This is a genomic window from Pedobacter zeaxanthinifaciens (genome assembly GCF_003313335.1).
GTDB classification, from domain to species: Bacteria; Bacteroidota; Bacteroidia; order Sphingobacteriales; family Sphingobacteriaceae; genus Pedobacter; species Pedobacter zeaxanthinifaciens.
Genome location: NZ_QMHP01000003.1, coordinates 213958 through 231439 on the forward strand (window position 1 = coordinate 213958; position 17482 = coordinate 231439).

Consider the following 17482-nt stretch of genomic DNA (forward strand, 5'->3'; position numbering starts at 1 on the left):
TTAGATTACCATCATAAATGCTTCTTCCATAGCCTTGAATTTCGGCGTAACCAAATCCATATCCTTACTGATTTTTTGGCTTGTGATTTTAGCGTAAATCTGTGTGGTGGAAATGTTTTTATGCCCCATCATTTTGCTAAGGCTTTCAAGCGGTACGCCCTCGGTCAAAAACATTGTTCCGAAAGTATGCCTTGCCGTGTGAAAGGTTACTTTTTGCTCGGTAATAATTTCTGCCTTTTCAACCAATTTACCTATGTGAGTATTGCAGGTGGCGTTGGTCGGAACCGGAAAGATAAATTCATTCCTTGTCGTACCCTGATACTTCTCAATGATACACTTAGGGATTTCCATTAACCTAACATTAGAAGCAATATCTGACTTTTTTCTCCTGCTGATAATCCATTGATGACCGTCAAAGAATGATTGAATATTGTTCCTTGTCAGTTTCTTAATATCCGCATAAGCAAGTCCGGTAAAGCAACTGAAAATAAACAGGTCTTTTACCAGTTCATACCGTGGATGGGACGGTACGCACATCATCAGCTTTTCTACATCTTCTTTAAGGATATAACCCCGGTCGGTTTCCTCCATACTGATTTCGTAATCCTGAAACGGATTATCACGTATCAAGCCTTTTTTAATAGCCAGTTCCACCAGACTTAATACGGGCATCGTGTACACCCAAACCGTATTATGCGAAGACTGTAAGTCGTACCGGAGGTAAAAATCAAACTCCCGGATAAAATCGCCAGTCAATTCCCGGAAAGCCATATCATCACGATGATAGCGTTCTTTTATAAAGGTGGTAAGATGATTGTAAACCGTGAAATACTTGTTGTAGGTGCTTTGTGAGCGTTCTTCCTTTTCGACCAATTTTTTAAAATCCTCATTTTGGTCGTTGAAAACTTTTAGGATAGCATCATCCATTACACCAACACCCAAGAACGATAGCTTTACTTTTTGGGCGGTTGCAAAGCCCTCGTGCTTCAACATATCTTCATAAATCTTGTCGATACGCCCACGTATGTTATCCAGTCTTTTATTGATGCTTAATGCCTGCACACTTTTGCCCTGAACTCTTCCGTGTTTCAAATCCCAATTATTGGGGTCAATTTCTAACTTTGTTCCGAAAGTTTTAGGGGTTCCGTCAATGGTAATACGGGCCATAATTGGCGCATTACCGTTCTTTTTCAGTTCGTTCTTTTTCAAATAGAAAAGCAGTTTGAACGTCGATTTTTTTGTCTGCTCCATAACTCAAATGTTTAACGTTTAAAATTAAATTACATTGAGTTACAAGGGAATGTAGAAAAGGGTGCAAAAAACTGAAATATAATCAGTTAAGCCATACTGTTACCTTTGTCAATCGGTAACGAATTAGTAACCTAACCTTGTCAATTTAAGCTCCAAAACTATCAGACACCGACTTCCGAACTAAGACTACTCTTTTTATAAAGCCTTGTATAGCAAAGGTTTTAACCGTTTTGCTTAATTTTGCTTTTTACTAATCTTTTTTTCAAAAAAAAGATAAAAGACGTAAAATTTTGAATGTCGCAAGCTTAGAATGCTTGTCTTTTTTGGCTAGCATTGCCTCACGTAGTATTTTTAATGCGCTACCTACATGGTTTTCTACCGTCTTTTCAGCTACACCCAATTTTTCGGCAATCTCTTTATATTTTAAACGCTCAAAGCGGTTAAGCTTAAAAACCTCACGACATTTAGGCGGCAATTTTTCAATCTCTTCGTGTAGCATCACAATCAATTCATTTTCTTCATCTAACTCCGCCACTTCTTCCTCCGTAAAATTGTGTAGTATTTTTTGATGATGCTCTTCTATATTTTTTTGCCTGTTGATGTGGTTAATTGAAGAATTTATTACAGAACGATAGAGATAAGATTTAACGGAATTAATTTCGTTAAAGTCTACAGCACGCTCCCAAATTTTAACAAATACGTTTTGCACAATTTCCTCGGCCACCACAATATCTTTAACATACTTGTCGCTCTCTAAAAGTAATTTGGCAAAATATTGGGCATAAAAATTAGTGAAAGCCTTTTCATGACCTTCCCCTAACATCCTTTCGATATTTTCTACTTGCCCTTTTCCCTTCACTAGTAACGTTTGTTGTGTTCGTATAGCCTAAGTTAAGCATTATAGCTACTTAATCACACAATTATTACAAAAATTGCTTTAAGGTAAAAGATTATCGGCTAATTCCGTTCTAGTAGTTGTAATACGGAGAAATCATCAAATACACAATTACACCCGTAACAGCCACATATAACCATAGTGGATAGGCTACTCTGGCAATTTTCTTGTGCCGCTCAAAGCTACCAGCTAAAGCCCTAACATAGGTAATTAGCACAAATGGAATAATAATCACGGAAAGTAGAATATGTGTAATGAGAATAAAATAATATATCAACTTAATTGCACCCACACCTCCAAATTTGGTCGAGTCTGCTGTCATATGGTAAGCTACATACATCCCTAAGAAAAGTACAGACAGTACAATTGCAAATTTCATCAAATTTTCGTGGAGTTTTTGTTTGCCATTTTTAATAGCCCAAACCGCCGTTACCAAAACCACTGCTGTGATGCCATTAATTGTAGCATAAATTGGCGGCAAAAAGCTAAGCGGTTCTACATCAAAACCAAAATCCTTAAGCTTTACACCAAATAATATGGCCACTGCCAAAGGGATAGCAACCGAAAGGATCACAATCCACTTATTGTATTTTTTCTCAATTGTATTTTCCATTACTGTTTACTTATTTCCTATCAGATAGATTACTCAGCTACCTGCCGTCTCTAACATTTCTTAATTCCTCCGCAATGAGTACTTTAATTTCGTCGTCAAGCTTTGAAAGTGCTTCTTCTTGTGTAGCATCATAAAATCCTCTAATTCGATGTTGGCTATCCAACAAAACAATTTTCCTGCTGTAAATCATTTTGCGTTCCGGCTGCTTAACTTCCACTACGTCCAGCAATAAATCTTTTCTTACCAATTTAAAAATGGAAGCGCTATCCCCTAAAAGAATATCCCACTTGTGTGGTTTCGCTTTCAGCGTTGCTGCAAGGTTTTTTATAGAATCAAGCACATCAGTAGGATCAATGCTGATGCTAGCAAAACGTACTATATCATTTTTTTGATAAGCTTTGAAATCTTTATACTCGTTGAATATGGCATTGGTACTGCTTGCATCGGCTTTGCCATCCATCAAATTCAGTACTACAATTTTATTTTTCCAATCTTTTAAGGAGATGGAATCACCAACTTGGTTGACTAACTTGAAATCCGCAACGGCATGATAGATGGTGTCAGGTATTTGTTTACCTCGTTTACTATGAAACGTATTTGCTACTTGTTTTGGACCAAAAATAGGCAGAGGTTTATACCGATTTTTGCCCTGATCTTGTAGCAAATAATACAAAAATCCTGGTACCGCTAAAATGGTGACCAGGATTAATACCTTTTTTATTGGGTTGTATTTCATTATACTTTAGGCATGTGCAGGTGAAGGTAACCACCTTCTATTAACATCAATACGATAAAATAAATGATAAAAACAAATGTAACCGTTAGGGAAAGCTGAAGCCCCAATTTTTCATACTTAAGGTGCATGAAATAAGCTACAATGTAAAATGCTTTTAATAAGGTAAGGAAAATATAAACGTAGTTTCCAACCGATTGTGACATGTGACCACCTGGAATAGCCCAAAGTGCAATGATAAACTCAATTACAGTGATGGCTAACAGGATGAAGAAAACCTGCCAGATTTTTCCTTTTGTCATTGAAGCATGCTCTTCGTGGCCATGCTCATCTGCAGTGTGTGTATGATGTTGTGACATAATATTATCTTTTTACGAATTAAACCAAATAGAAGAAGGTAAATACAAATACCCAAACTAAATCCACAAAGTGCCAGTACAATCCAACTTTTTCTACCATTAAATAGCTACCGCGTCTCTCGAAAGTACCGTTAATTACCATACATAAAATGATGATGTTAATTACCACACCACTAAATACGTGAAAACCGTGGAAACCAGTGATGGTAAAGAATAAGTTAGCAAATTGCTGTGCCGAAACGAAAGATACTTCGCCATCGAAAAATGGTTGCAATGCTGCGTTTATGGCACTTTGGCCTTCGCCAGCTACTTTCGAAGCCGGGTTAGCTCCCCACCAGAAACCTTCGTGGTGCAAGTGAGTCCACTCAATAGCTTGACAGCCCAAGAACATAAAACCACCAATAATGGTAGCAATCATCCAGCCAATTACCTCTTTTTTAGCTCTCCTGTGTCCTGCTTCAACGGCTAGTACCATTGTTACCGAACTCATGATTAATATAAAAGTCATTATACCCACGAAAACCAAAGGATAACCGTGATCTGCAAAACCAGGGATAGATTGGAAAACCAAATCCGGATCCGGCCATGTAAACTTACTGAATCTTTGAGCTCCGTAATAAACCAATAATGATGAAAATGTAAAGGCATCTGATAACAAGAAAAACCACATCATTATTTTACCGTACTCTACTGACCATGGTTCACGGCCACCAGCCCATGGTGTGGTTTTAACTTGGTCTAATTTCGATAATGAATCCATTTATAAATTTATTGTATAGTTGTTAAAAAATTAACTGTTCAAAAGTAAAAAAACATACAGATATATCCATAATATATCTATAAAATGCCAAAATATTGAAGTAATATCCTGACGATATACCGCTACATCTTGCGGCACCTCTCTGTAGCTACCTATTAAACTACTGATTACCAAGCACAAACCTGCCAAAATATGCAGCAAGTGAAAGCCCGAAACCACGTAAATTAAGGAGATTGCAGCATTGTTGTTCACCATTACGGCTCCGGTTGAAATCATGCTTGACCAACCTTGAAACTGTAGCACACCAAACGTAACTCCAAGCGCTAAGGTAACCCAAAGAAAAAATTGTTGAATTCCACGCTCTTCACGTTTTAATGCTCTAGCTGCTAAAAACAAAGCTACACTACTCGCTAATAATACGATGGTACTATAAGTGAAAACTTGTGGCAACACTAATCCATGTCCCTTGCCTTTAGATGCTGCAAAAACTAAATAATAACTTGTCCAACCACCAAACATAATGGTAGATGAAACCACAAATAACCAAACCACAAACTTTTTAGGTTTGAAATTAATTGAGGCATTTTCTTGTTGTATTGTACTCACCATCTTTATACTACTAAATCAAACAATAAAATCAATTGCACTAATGGAATATAAAAAAACGAACAAAACATTACTTTCCTAGCACTCGGCAAGTCCATTTTAACCACAAGCTGATAGGCATACCAGCTAAATATCAGTCCCAAAATTACCGAAGCGGCAGCAATGTAATAACCGCCAAAACCATAAAAATTTGGCAATAAACTCACCGGAATCAATATCAATGTACTTACGAAAGTAAAAACTGCGCTCGTTTTGTCTTTCTTTTTAGTTGGCAATAACCTAAATCCAGCTTTGCTGTAATCTTCATCCAATACCCAAGCTATTGACCAGAAGTGCGGGAACTGCCATACAAATTGGATCAAAAATAAAATCAACGCTATTTGAAGGTCAATTTGCGGACTATCTTTCGGTAAAATAAACTCAATACCATCATGTCCTAAGCCTGCAAAATAACCAATCAGTGGTGGCAATGCACCAGGGATAGCTCCAACAAATACCGCAATTGGGGATTTCCTTTTTAACGGCGTATAAGCAAAGGCGTACAACAGGATTGAAAACACAGATAACAAACCTGTTTCTAAGTTTAATTTACCCAACAGCCACGTACCAATAACGCCCATCAGTAAACCTGAAACCAAACCCTGACCGGTCGTCATTCTACCTGCAGGCATTGGCCTATCCTTAGTTCTCGACATCAGCTTATCCAAATCTACCTCAATAATTTCATTAAAACAGTTGGCTGCACCCGTCACCAAAAATCCTCCAATAATCAATATCAACCAGTTTGTCCAGTTAATTCCATCAATCATATCTCTAGAGATTTGTATTTTTTGCGCCATTAAAAAAGTAACGGACGCCGAAAACACCACTAGAAAAGTGAGTCGGAATTTGATAAGTTTAGAAAAATCTGAAAAAAACTGTTTCAATTTAAAATATTTAAGCTGATTTATAAGTCCTAGTCCTATAAACCAATAGATACAAATAATATTGCAAGCTAAACATCATTGTTGAAAACGTAATGTGTATAGCTTGTGCATAAGGTGGCAAGCCAAAGTAGGAGAGCAACAAGCCCGATACCAACTGTACGCCGAGTACCACCATTAAATAATTGGCCGTTATTAAAGGCCAAGCTTTACCACTGAATCGATCAATTACCATTTTGTAAACGATAAAATTACAAGCGCTTACTAAAACAGCTAAATCCCTATGGTAAGAAAAAACTGAGCCGAGTTTACTGATCCAGGTTGCCCTTCCATTGTATTGTAGTGCTTTAGCTACCACGTCAACGGCTTCTCTAACCTCGGTTCCTAAAATAATTTGAACTATTGATATCAATATGGTAAAGAACAAAAATCCTTTGAGCCACAAAATACGGTACATAATAACGCTAGGCTCTTTATGCAGCTCCTTGGCGTAATTGTATGTATAGATTGCTATGCCTAAAATCACCAATGCCAATAGCATGTGGACAGTAACTACCCATTGGGTTAAATTAGTAGATACTACAATAGAACCCAACCAAGCTTGATAAGCCACCACTAAAATGTTCAACCAGCTTAACACGGTAATTCTTGTTGCAGACTTTCGGTAAGTAAAGGAAAATACTGCCAACAGCAACAGAAAAATCCCGAGAATAGCACCCGCTAATCGATTGACATATTCTGTCCAAGTTTTTGCTGCATTAAACTCTTCGTGAACTAAAATAGTTTTATCATGCCTTAAGCTATCCGCCAGCTGATGTTTGCCCATACTTTCCAAGTATTTAGCAAATCGTTCATTTTTCTTTTTTCTGCTTTCAATGTACTTCTGCTCGTAGTTAGCGGGTAATTGACTGGCAGATGTTGGAGGTACGTACTGATCGAAACACTTCGGCCAGTCTGGACATCCCATACCTGAACCTGTACTGCGAACAATACCTCCGGCTAAAATCACTACCAAAGTAACAATGATAGTAATTAGGTTAATTCTAATAAATCTATTTTCAGATTTGGTAATCATTGATTAATGATAGATTTATAAAAATAAGGTACCTGTTAAATGTTTAAACACTTCGCAGATACCTTATTACATATTATTCGACAAAGTTCGCTCAGTGCTTAGTTTTGCGCTGGCTTATTTGTTTTTTCCCATTCTAATTGAATACGCTCAGCTTCCTCATTACCTTCAAAATCATGAGGCAAGTTAGAGTTCATCGTTTGTGAGAAAGGAACTGTTTGAGGGATAAAATCCTCAGCCGCTCCTGGCTTGCTATAATCATAAGGCCAACGGTAAACAGTTGGGATTTCTCCTGGCCAGTTACCATGGATGTGTTCAACTGGTGTAGTCCACTCTAAAGTATTCGCTTCCCAAGGATTTTGAGGAGCTTTTTTACCTCTAAAGATAGAATAGAAGAAGTTAAACAAAAATGCAATCTGAGCCAAGGCAGCAATAATTGCCGACCAAGTAACAAATACGTTTACAGTTAACCACTTGTTCATGAATTCAAACTCAGTGAATGCATAGTAACGACGTGGTACACCATCTAAACCTAAGAAGTGAAGAGGGAAGAAAACCAAATATGCACAGATGAAAGTTACCCAAAAGTGCAGATAAGCTAACTTGGCGTTCATCATTCTTCCGAACATTTTAGGGAACCAGTGATAAACACCAGCCAACATACCGAAAATTGCTGCAGAACCCATTACCAAGTGGAAGTGAGCTACTACAAAATAAGTATCGTGTAAGTTAATATCTAAAGATGCATTACCTAAAAAGATACCGGTTAAACCACCCGAGATGAAGAACGATACCAAACCGATAGCGAAAAGCATTGCTGGTGTAAACCTGATATTACCTCTCCAAAGCGTTGCCAAGTAGTTAAATGTTTTTACTGCTGATGGTACCGCAATAATCAACGTGGTGATCATAAACACACCACCTAGTAATGGGTTCATACCGGTAACAAACATGTGGTGACCCCAAACGATGAACGATAAGATGGTGATACCCATTAAAGAGTAAACCATTGCATGGTAACCGAAAATTGGTTTTCTTGAGTTAACTGAAATAATTTCAGAAGAGATACCCAAAGCTGGCATAATTACGATGTAAACCTCAGGGTGACCCAAGAACCAGAATAAGTGTTGCCATAAAATTGGAGAACCACCTTCATTTGGCATAATTTCAGTACCGAATACCATATCTGACAAGTAAAAACTTGTACCGAAACTTCTATCAAATACTAAAAGAACAACACCTGCTACCAATACTGGGAAAGATAAGATACCCAAAATAGCAGTTAAGAAGAATGCCCAAATAGTTAAAGGCATTTTCCAAAGATCCATCCCTTTAGTACGCATATTTAATACAGTACTTACATAGTTGATACCACCCATTAAAGATGAAGCAACGAAAAGCACCATACTGATTAACCAAAGCGTCATACCAATACCAGAACCTGGCATTGCTTTTGGAACTGCTGACAATGGAGGATATACTGTCCAACCGCCACTTGCAGGGCCAGTTTGGGTAAAGAAAGATCCCATCATTACCACACATGCTATAAAGAAAAACCAATAAGATAACATGTTAAGGAATGGAGATGCCATATCTCTAGCACCAAGTTGTAATGGAATTAAAAGGTTACTAAAAGTACCACTTAAACCAGCTGTTAATACAAAGAATACCATGATGGTACCGTGTATTGTAACTAAAGCCAAATAAAAGTCTGGCTTAATTCTACCACCTTCAGCCCATTTGCCTAAAAAAGACTCTAACAATGGAAAAGACTTGTCAGGCCAAGCTAATTGCAACCTGAAAAGGATTGATAAAGCCATCGCAATAACTGCCATAACTATACCAGTTATCAAAAACTGCTTGGCAATCATTTTATGATCTTGACTAAACACGTATTTAGTTAAGAACGTTTCATGGTGATGGCCATGTCCATGATCGTCGTGGTGTGTATCGTGTAATGATATTGTTGACATAATAAGGTTTTTCCAGTATTATTATTTTTTTAAAGCTAATTGGTTGTTGGTATTCACCGCTGCCGTAGCTGCTGTTGCAGTACTGTCAGCTGGAGCTTCTGCTGCTGCAGGAGCTGCCTCCACTGGAATTGGCAGTTTGAATACCTTTCTCAAATCGTTAGTTAAGTATGGCGTTTGTTTAGTTAACCATTCTTTATACTCTTGCTCGCTAACAACCCTTACATTTTTTTGCATGTTATAGTGGTTAGCACCACAAATTTTAGCACACAATAAAAGGTAATTGAACTTAGGATCATTAAGTTTAGTTCTCATCTCATCAGTAGTGATGGTTGGAGTAAACTCAAAATACGAAGTCATACCTGGAACAGTATTTAACTGCACTCTAAAATGAGGCATGTAAAAACTGTGGATTACATCTTTACTAGTTAAGATAAAACGTACTGGCTTATTAACAGGAAGTACAATTTCGTCTGCAATTAAATCGTCTAAAGAGTTTTTATCATTGAAATCAACACCTAAACCATTAATAGCAGTAATCAACTTGTAGTTCTTTTTACCAACCACTGCATCTGGTCCTGGATAACGAATATCCCAAACGAACTGAGAAGAAGTCACTTCAATGCTAATTGGTCTGTTTTTAGGATCTTCAACTTTATAGAAAATTGATCTCCAAGTTAAAAAGCCTTTTAATACCAACAAGGTTAACACTAAAGCTGGAACGATAGTCCAAATTTTCTCAATAGTATTATTGTGTGGGTAGTAATATGCTTTTCTTTTATCAGACGCTCTGTATACGTAAGCAAACGCAAATAGGATAATATGCGTAAGCACAAATACAATGGTAGTAATGATCAAGGTTAACTTGAACATCTCATCAATACGGTGACCGTGCTCCGAAGCGGATTCGTGCATGTGAGATATCATAGTACCATGTACCGAATATTCCCAATAAACACCATATAAACCTACTACTAAAAACAGCGCAAAAATAACGGCGTTTACAGTATTCCAATTAATGCCCTCTGGCTTACCTTGTGTTTCGCGAGTTAATTCGTAAACACGTAAAGCCTTACCTACAATAGCAATGAATAAACATAGCAGCAAGAACAACAATACATAAAATAATGCACTTTGATGTACCTTGCCCATATCTACAGGCTTAGTAGTTGCAGTAGCAGCTGCATCTTGAGCAAAAGCAGTACCGCTGTAAAACACGGTAAATAATACCGCTAGCGCTGCCATTGTTTTATTAACTATTAACTTTCTTAAACTCATTTCTTTAAAAGTAGTACTATGTACTGTTTTATATTATTTGTTATTGCAACCTCGTATTTAACTACAGGTGATGATTTAAACTCTCTTGTAAAAACGGATGGTTTTTAGCTACCATTGGTTTCTTACTCAAAGCACTTAACACCGTGAATACGAACAAGCCAACAAAACCCGCTGCAATACCAATTTCCAAAATTCCAAAACCGCTACCATCTTTAGGGCCATATTCGAAAACGCCTGGCATAATCATTTGATAGTAATCTACCCAATGACCACAAACTACAATGATAGCTACCGTTAATAGAATGTTTTCACTTCTCTTGTTATCACGATCCATTAACAATAATAGCGGAGACAAGAAGTTAAGTACAATATTTAAGTAGAACCAGAATTCGTAACTGTTAAATCTCTTGTAGAAATATACTGTCTCTTCTGACATGTTTGCATAATAGATCAATAAGAACTGTGCAAACCAAACGTAAGTCCAGAAGATAGAGAAACCAAAGATAAACTGACCTAAGTTATGTAGGTGGCTGTTATTTACCCAACTCATGTAACCCGCTTTTCTCAATAGGATGATGATGATAGCGATAATTGCTAAAGTACTTACCCACATTGAAGCGAAGTTATACCAACCAAACATTGTAGAGAACCAGTGCGCCTCTAGCGACATGATATTGTCGAAAGCGAAAATTGGTGTTGTAAATCCGTAGATTACTAAGAAAATACAAGAGTATTTGAAGCTCTTATTGTAAGAAGTTAAACCTCCACTTAAATCTTCGTTATACGACCATTTGGTTACAAAGTGAGCAAAAATTGCATACGATCCCATGAACACGAACTGTCTGATCATGAAGAATGGTACGTTCAAAAATGCCGACTTACCTGCAATAATGGCATCATAGTTTTCACTGCCTTTATCAGTTAAACCTTCTGCATGCCAGTGGTGATAAAGGTTATGAGTATATAAACCTAAACCAGTAATCACAATTAACAGCAATGCTGCCAATGGTAAGTTTTTTGCCATTGCTTGAGGTACACGTAAAATAGATGCCGACCATCCTGCCTGTGCCACGAATTGTATTGCCAAAAAGAAAGTGGCAGACATACAAACACATGCGAAGTAGTAGCCCATTAACAATAGATTGGCAAAAGTTCGCTCATGACTAACATGATCTCCCATAAGTCCGTAAGCAATTGCTGCAATACCAACAACGATACCAGCAATACTCAGGCTTTTTACTTTCCCAGTAAACTCAAATTGTTCACTTAAATTATAATGATGAGTTCCCATTTATATCTGCTTTTCTTATTGTATTTTTTGTAATTGTTGAACATACATCACTACTTTCCATCTTTCAGTTGGGCTAAGTTGTGAAGCATGAGATCCCATTGCATTCAAACCATACATGATGGTGTGATAAATTTTTCCCGCAGGCATATCTTTCATTAATCCACCGCGTGATGAAATTGCATCAGCGCCATGGTATGCAGGTACACCAGAGATACCTTTATCCAACTTCACGATATGACCTTGTCCATCACCTTTCTCGCCGTGGCAAGGAGAACAGAACACGGTATAAAAATGCTTACCTTCAAGTAAGTTTTTTTCTGTTAAGGCCAAAGGGTTTACCAATGCTGCAGATGCCTCATATCCTTCTTTCGTGTTAGGATAGTCGTATCTTACAAAGTCTACCGGTGTAGTATTTGGCGGTGGCGTTTGCGAAGTAGCTCCGTTCGCAAAGTTTTTATTTGGCTGATCTTGGTTGTAAGCGATAGGATCATACATGTTTCTAGCATATTCCAAGCCAGTGCTTTTGTTGTCTTTACAAGCTGAGAACATTGCTACAGAAGCTAGCAAGCCAAATGCTCCCAAAACAATTTTACTCTTATTCATAGCTAACATACTTCCTTTCATTATGCTTTACTTCTAGAGCACCAGCACTTTTTAAAAGTTCATCAATTTTATCATGTTCAGCATTTTGTTTTGCGTCGATAGCAATTACAAAACGATCATCTGTAGCACGTAAATCCATTACTCTTGGCGCTCTACCCGGAAACAAGTGGGTTGATGCGTAGTAAGAACCTACTAAGCCGAAGGCACAGAACAGGATAGTTAACTCGAAAGTAATTGGCACAAAGTCTGGAAATGCAAAGTGCGTTTTACCTCCAATATTTACTGGCCAATCAACTACTGTAGCCAAATAAACTCCAGTAAGCATGGTAATTGTACCTGTAATTCCGAAAAAGAAAGCGGCAATATCTAATCTAGATCTTTTAACGCCCAATTTTGCTTCGATACCGTGTATAGGCATTGGTGTATAAACATCGTAAATAGAGATGTTATTTTCCTGCAATTTCTTGATGCCGGTTAGCATCTCATCAGGATCGCCAAAGCTGCCTAAAATATATTTGATATTACTCATTGTTATATTTTTGCGTATTCTTCTTGTTTAACACTATCAAATTTCTCTAAAGATGCAACATACTCTTGTACTTGCTCTTTATCTAAGTTACCTTCTTTGATCAATTTCATTTTAGATTGCTCACTTGAGCTCTTCAAAATCATTTTAACCTCTGCAATAGCAATAGAAGGTAATACTCTTAAGAACAATAGGAACAAAGTAAAGAACACTCCTATTGAACCTACAAACACGCCCACATCAACCCAAGTTGGAGAGAACATAGTCCAGCTTGATGGCAGGTAATCACGGTGTAATGAAGTTACAATGATTACGAAACGCTCAAACCACATACCGATGTTCACTACGATAGATAATACCCAAGTTGCTGCAATGTTGGTACGGATTTTTTTGAACCATAACAACTGTGGAGAAATTACGTTACACGTCATCATTAACCAATATGCCCAAGCAAATGGACCAGCAATACGATTTTGGAAAGCGTAAAGCTCATATTGAGAACCTGAGTACCAAGCGATGAATAACTCTGTTAAATAAGCCACACCTACAATTGAACCAGTTAAGATGATGATTTTGTTCATCGACTCAATGTGGAACATGGTGATATAGTTTTCTAAACCTAATACTTTACGTACAACCAATAATAAGGTTAATACCATCGCAAAACCTGAGAAAATCGCACCTGCCACAAAGTATGGAGGGAAGATTGTGGTATGCCATCCAGGAATTACCGATGTAGCAAAGTCCATGGATACGATGGTGTGTACCGAAAGTACAAGAGGTGTTGAGATACCAGCTAAGATTAACGACACCGCCTCAAAACGTTGCCAAGTTTTTACGCTACCTGTCCAACCGAATGAGAAAATAGTGTAAATCTTTTTACGCATTCCTGTTGCTCTATCTCTAATAGTCGCGATATCTGGCAATAAACCTGTGTACCAGAATAATAATGATACCGAGAAGTAAGTAGAGATCGCAAACATATCCCACACTAGTGGAGAGTTAAAGTTTACCCAAAGTGAACCGAATTGGTTTGGCAACGGAAGTACCCAATATGCCAACCAAGGACGACCCATGTGTGATACTACGTACGTAGCGGCACAAATAACGGCGAAAATGGTCATCGCCTCTGCCGAACGGTTGATGGAGTTACGCCAGTTTTGACGGAAAAGTAATAATACTGCCGAAATTAGTGTTCCAGCGTGACCAATACCTACCCACCATACGAAACCGGTGATATCCCAAGCCCAACCTACTGTTTTATTTAAACCCCAAGAACCGATACCAAACCAGAACGTGTAGCCTACAGAAACAATCCATAGGGTAGCGCCGCAAAGTGCAAGGATAAATCCAATCCACCAAGCCTTGTTAGGTTTATTTTCTACCGGAGATAAGATCTCTTCCGTAATTTGGGCATACGTGATGTCCTTTCCGGTAATTAAGGGTTCTCTTAAAATTGATTCGTTATGTCCTGCCATATTCTATATTGCTGTAAGTAGCAGCTTATGCGTGTGCTTCTTTTGTTTCTGAATCTATGTTTCTAATTTTTGTCATGTAACCAATGCCTGGCTCAACGTTGATTTCTTCCAATACGTAGTAAGTACGCTCGCTACGTAGTGCTTTAGAAACTTCCGAGTTCGGATCGTTTTTATCACCGAAGATAATCGCGTTAGCTGAACAAGCTTGCTGACAAGCCATTTTGATATCGCCATCTTTCAATGGACGTTTCTCCAATTTAGCTGTTAATTTACCAGCTTGAATACGTTGGATACACATAGAGCATTTCTCCATTACACCACGTGAACGTGTAGTAACATCTGGATTTAATACTAACTGCGTGAACTCGTTGTTCAAGTAGTTATCGAAACGTGAATCATTCCAGTAGTTGAACCAGTTGAAACGACGTACTTTGTAAGGACAGTTGTTAGCACAGTAACGAGTACCTACGCAACGGTTGTAAGCCATGTGGTTTAAACCATCTGATGAGTGTACTGTTGCCAATACCGGACATACTGTTTCGCAAGGTGCGTGATCACAGTGCTGACACAACATTGGTTGGTGTACTACTGAAACATTTTCTAGGTTATCTAAATGAGCTATTTCTTTCTCTTTAGTTACCGATCCATGTTCAACATCGTTGAAGCTGTAGTAACGATCGATACGTAACCAGTGCATTTCACGACGACGACGAACCTCATCTTTACCTACTACTGGGATATTATTTTCTACGTTACAAGCAACTACACAAGATCCACAACCTGTACAAGCATTCAAATCGATTGCCATTACCCAGTTGTTACCTAACATCTCGTGTTTATCGGTAGTCCACAAATCGTAAACTTTGTGTTTGTGGTGGTTACCCGAACCCGCCATAGGATCTTTTAAGAAAGATTTGAAAGAAGCTTCTCTTACAATATTTCTACCCTCAAAAGAATAGTGGGTTTGAGTTTGTGCTAAAACTTCAGTTGAGCCAGTTGAGCTTAACGTTGCTGTAGTAGCATATTTTAAAGTACCATTAGTGTAGCTTAAGAAAGGATAAGCATTTTTACCTACGTTGTTACCTGCCTTACCTGCTTTTACACGACCATAACCTAAGGCTACTGAAGCAGTACCCATTGCTTGGCCTGGCTGGAACAATACTGGTAAATCAATTGAGTATCCGTTTGCACCTTTAATGCTTACTACTTCAAACTCTTTGTAACCTAATTTTTCCGCTTGTTTAGGATTTAAAGCTACATAGTTATCCCAAGTTACTTTGGTTACTGGATCAGGCAACTCTTGCAAAAATGCATTATTAGCCTGCTTACCATCACGCATTGGGATAGTTTCAAAAATTTGAAGTTCGATATCTTTTTTCAATGCCTTGCTGCTAGCTACGATAGCTGCTGCAACTGCATCTAATGACAAGCTGAATCCGTAAGTACCAGCGGCTTTAGGTGCCGAAGCTATTACGCCAGTTTGTAATACATCTTTCCAAGTTTTTCCTGCTGCTGGAAGAATATTTTTTTCCCAGTAGTTACGTACATATTGATAGTAATCTTGTACTGGTGCATCAGCCCAAACCAATAAACTTTGCTCTGCCTGACGAGAGTTAAATACTGGATTGATGGTTGGCTGAACGATAGAATAATATCCTTCGTAAGTGTTTGCATCACCCCAAGCTTCTAAATAGTTTGGTGTAATGGCAACAGCATCACAAAGTTCAGCGGTTTCATCTTCTCTATCTGAGAAAGAAACTTTTAACGCTACTTTAGCCAATCCATCAGTGAAAGATTTTGCGTTGATAGCATCATAAGCAGGATTTGAGTTCATGAAGAAAACGGCACCTACTTCGCCTTTGTTCATTTCATCTACTAACAAAGCAAACTCTGCATCATTACCTTCGTAACGTTTGCAAGCGTTGTCTAAATCAATAGTAGTTCCGTAGCTACCAATAGCTACGTTAATAGCGTTTACCAATGTTTGAACTGAAACATCGTTAGAACCTGCAACAACTAAAGCTTTACCTTTATTTTGTACTAATTCTTTAGCTACTAACTTAATTGCTTTATCAGCGGTAGTATTATCTGGCAAACCAGCACCCGCAAGGCTAGCGCCTGTAATGGCATTATATAGGGCAATTAACGCTGGACCTTCTTCCGAAAGTTTAAGTGCAATACGAGTATCAGCGTTAGTACCTGTTAAACTCATACCAGCCTCAAACTGGAAGTGGCGAGACATTTTGCCTTTTTCCAATGACTTGTGATTTCTGTTAGTTACATATTGAGAGGTGAACTCTTCACCACTGATCCATGTACCAAGGAAATCTGCTGCAAAACTTACAATTAAGTCTGCCTTATCAAAGTTGTATTTTGGAAGTACAGCTTTACCAAAGCTATTTTCGTTAGCTTTTAAAATACCAGTGTAAGAAACTGGATCATACTGTACTAATTTTGCTGTAGGATATTTCGCAGTAAAATCAGCAACAACAGCTTTAGCCGATGGGCTATTTAAACTGCTAGCTACAACGCGAATTTTTTTACCCGAAGCCTGTACTTTGTTCAACTCGCCTTTAACGAATTTGTCCAAATCAGCCCAAGTAGTTTCCTCTAATACATTTTGTTTCTTCTGTAAAGGATTTTTTAGTTTAGAAACATCATACAAATCCAACACTGAAGCTTGCGCTTGTGCATCTGTACCTTGATTAAAGATACCAGCATTAGGGTTAGCCTCAATTTTGATTGGACGACCCACTACTGTTTTTACCAACACACTGTTTCCTTTAAAAGTAGAAACGTAGTAGTTAGGAATACCAGGAACTACCTCTTCTGGTCTAACCAAATAAGGAATCGATTTGTGTACTGGTGCTTTTTGACAAGCTGCCAAAGTAACTGCTCCCAAACCAAAGCCTAACGCCTTTAAAAAGTCGCGGCGTGGGGTAACGGTACTTAAACCTGCTTCACTTAAAACATCTTCTATTGGAAGCGGTTCAGCAAATTCGCTTTTATTATTCTCAACGAATTCCGGAGTTTGATTCAACTCCTCTAAACCTTTCCAGTATTTTTTGTTGCTTTCCATTTAAGCTATATTACTGTTTATCGAACGTTCTTAAAAAACTCTATT

Annotated in this window: 16 protein-coding genes; all 16 read right to left on the reverse strand. The window is 38.0% G+C overall.

The window, feature by feature from the left end:
- The 16 genes from DUT68_RS05900 to DUT68_RS05975 all read right to left on the reverse strand — a co-directional run bounded on the left by DUT68_RS05900 (window position 1) and on the right by DUT68_RS05975 (window position 17437).
- On the reverse strand, window positions 1–1251 hold the full coding sequence (locus DUT68_RS05900) for a site-specific integrase (RefSeq protein ID WP_113636611.1): 1251 nt from the start codon (window positions 1249–1251) through the stop codon (window positions 1–3).
- A gap of 262 nt (window positions 1252–1513) precedes the next feature.
- A complete protein-coding gene (locus tag DUT68_RS05905; RefSeq protein ID WP_237088267.1) occupies window positions 1514–2110 on the reverse strand; it encodes an RNA polymerase sigma-70 factor in 597 nt (198 codons plus the stop codon).
- Window positions 2111–2219: 109 nt separating this feature from the next.
- Window positions 2220–2759: a DUF420 domain-containing protein gene (locus tag DUT68_RS05910; RefSeq protein ID WP_113636613.1), complete on the reverse strand. Its 540-nt coding sequence runs from the start codon at window positions 2757–2759 to the stop codon at window positions 2220–2222.
- Between the two features lie 37 nt (window positions 2760–2796).
- Entirely contained in the window at window positions 2797–3495 is a 699-nt protein-coding gene (locus tag DUT68_RS05915; RefSeq protein ID WP_113636615.1) for an SCO family protein, read from the reverse strand.
- Window positions 3495–3851 (reverse strand): cytochrome C oxidase subunit IV family protein, encoded by a 357-nt coding sequence (locus tag DUT68_RS05920; RefSeq protein ID WP_113636616.1) that lies wholly within the window; start codon window positions 3849–3851, stop codon window positions 3495–3497. Before DUT68_RS05920 ends, DUT68_RS05915 begins: the two co-directional genes overlap by 1 nt.
- A gap of 19 nt (window positions 3852–3870) precedes the next feature.
- Window positions 3871–4611 carry a cytochrome c oxidase subunit 3 gene (locus DUT68_RS05925; protein WP_113636618.1) on the reverse strand — a complete coding sequence of 247 codons (741 nt, stop codon included), beginning with the start codon at window positions 4609–4611 and terminating at the stop codon, window positions 3871–3873.
- Window positions 4612–4641: 30 nt separating this feature from the next.
- On the reverse strand, window positions 4642–5220 hold the full coding sequence (locus tag DUT68_RS05930) for a cytochrome c oxidase subunit 3 (RefSeq protein ID WP_113636620.1): 579 nt from the start codon (window positions 5218–5220) through the stop codon (window positions 4642–4644).
- 2 nt (window positions 5221–5222) lie between these two features.
- Window positions 5223–6143 carry a heme o synthase gene (cyoE, locus tag DUT68_RS05935; RefSeq protein WP_113636622.1) on the reverse strand — a complete coding sequence of 307 codons (921 nt, stop codon included), beginning with the start codon at window positions 6141–6143 and terminating at the stop codon, window positions 5223–5225.
- 10 nt (window positions 6144–6153) lie between these two features.
- Window positions 6154–7215: a COX15/CtaA family protein gene (locus tag DUT68_RS05940; protein WP_113636624.1), complete on the reverse strand. Its 1062-nt coding sequence runs from the start codon at window positions 7213–7215 to the stop codon at window positions 6154–6156.
- Window positions 7216–7313: 98 nt separating this feature from the next.
- Window positions 7314–9185, reverse strand: a complete 1872-nt coding sequence (locus DUT68_RS05945) for a cytochrome c oxidase subunit I (protein ID WP_198659541.1) — start codon at window positions 9183–9185, stop codon at window positions 7314–7316.
- Window positions 9186–9206: 21 nt separating this feature from the next.
- Window positions 9207–10460 carry a cytochrome c oxidase subunit II gene (locus DUT68_RS05950; protein ID WP_113636627.1) on the reverse strand — a complete coding sequence of 418 codons (1254 nt, stop codon included), beginning with the start codon at window positions 10458–10460 and terminating at the stop codon, window positions 9207–9209.
- Window positions 10461–10521: 61 nt separating this feature from the next.
- A complete protein-coding gene (locus DUT68_RS05955) occupies window positions 10522–11751 on the reverse strand; it encodes a quinol:cytochrome C oxidoreductase (protein WP_113636629.1) in 1230 nt (409 codons plus the stop codon).
- Window positions 11752–11766: 15 nt separating this feature from the next.
- Complete coding sequence (locus DUT68_RS05960) at window positions 11767–12354, reverse strand: c-type cytochrome (protein WP_306419603.1); 588 nt, start codon at window positions 12352–12354, stop codon at window positions 11767–11769.
- Complete coding sequence (locus DUT68_RS05965; protein ID WP_113636633.1) at window positions 12347–12883, reverse strand: DUF3341 domain-containing protein; 537 nt, start codon at window positions 12881–12883, stop codon at window positions 12347–12349. Before DUT68_RS05965 ends, DUT68_RS05960 begins: the two co-directional genes overlap by 8 nt.
- Window positions 12884–12885: 2 nt before the next feature.
- Complete coding sequence (gene nrfD / locus DUT68_RS05970) at window positions 12886–14358, reverse strand: NrfD/PsrC family molybdoenzyme membrane anchor subunit (protein WP_113636635.1); 1473 nt, start codon at window positions 14356–14358, stop codon at window positions 12886–12888.
- A gap of 25 nt (window positions 14359–14383) precedes the next feature.
- Complete coding sequence (locus tag DUT68_RS05975; RefSeq protein ID WP_113636637.1) at window positions 14384–17437, reverse strand: TAT-variant-translocated molybdopterin oxidoreductase; 3054 nt, start codon at window positions 17435–17437, stop codon at window positions 14384–14386.
- Window positions 17438–17482: the final 45 nt, after the last annotated feature.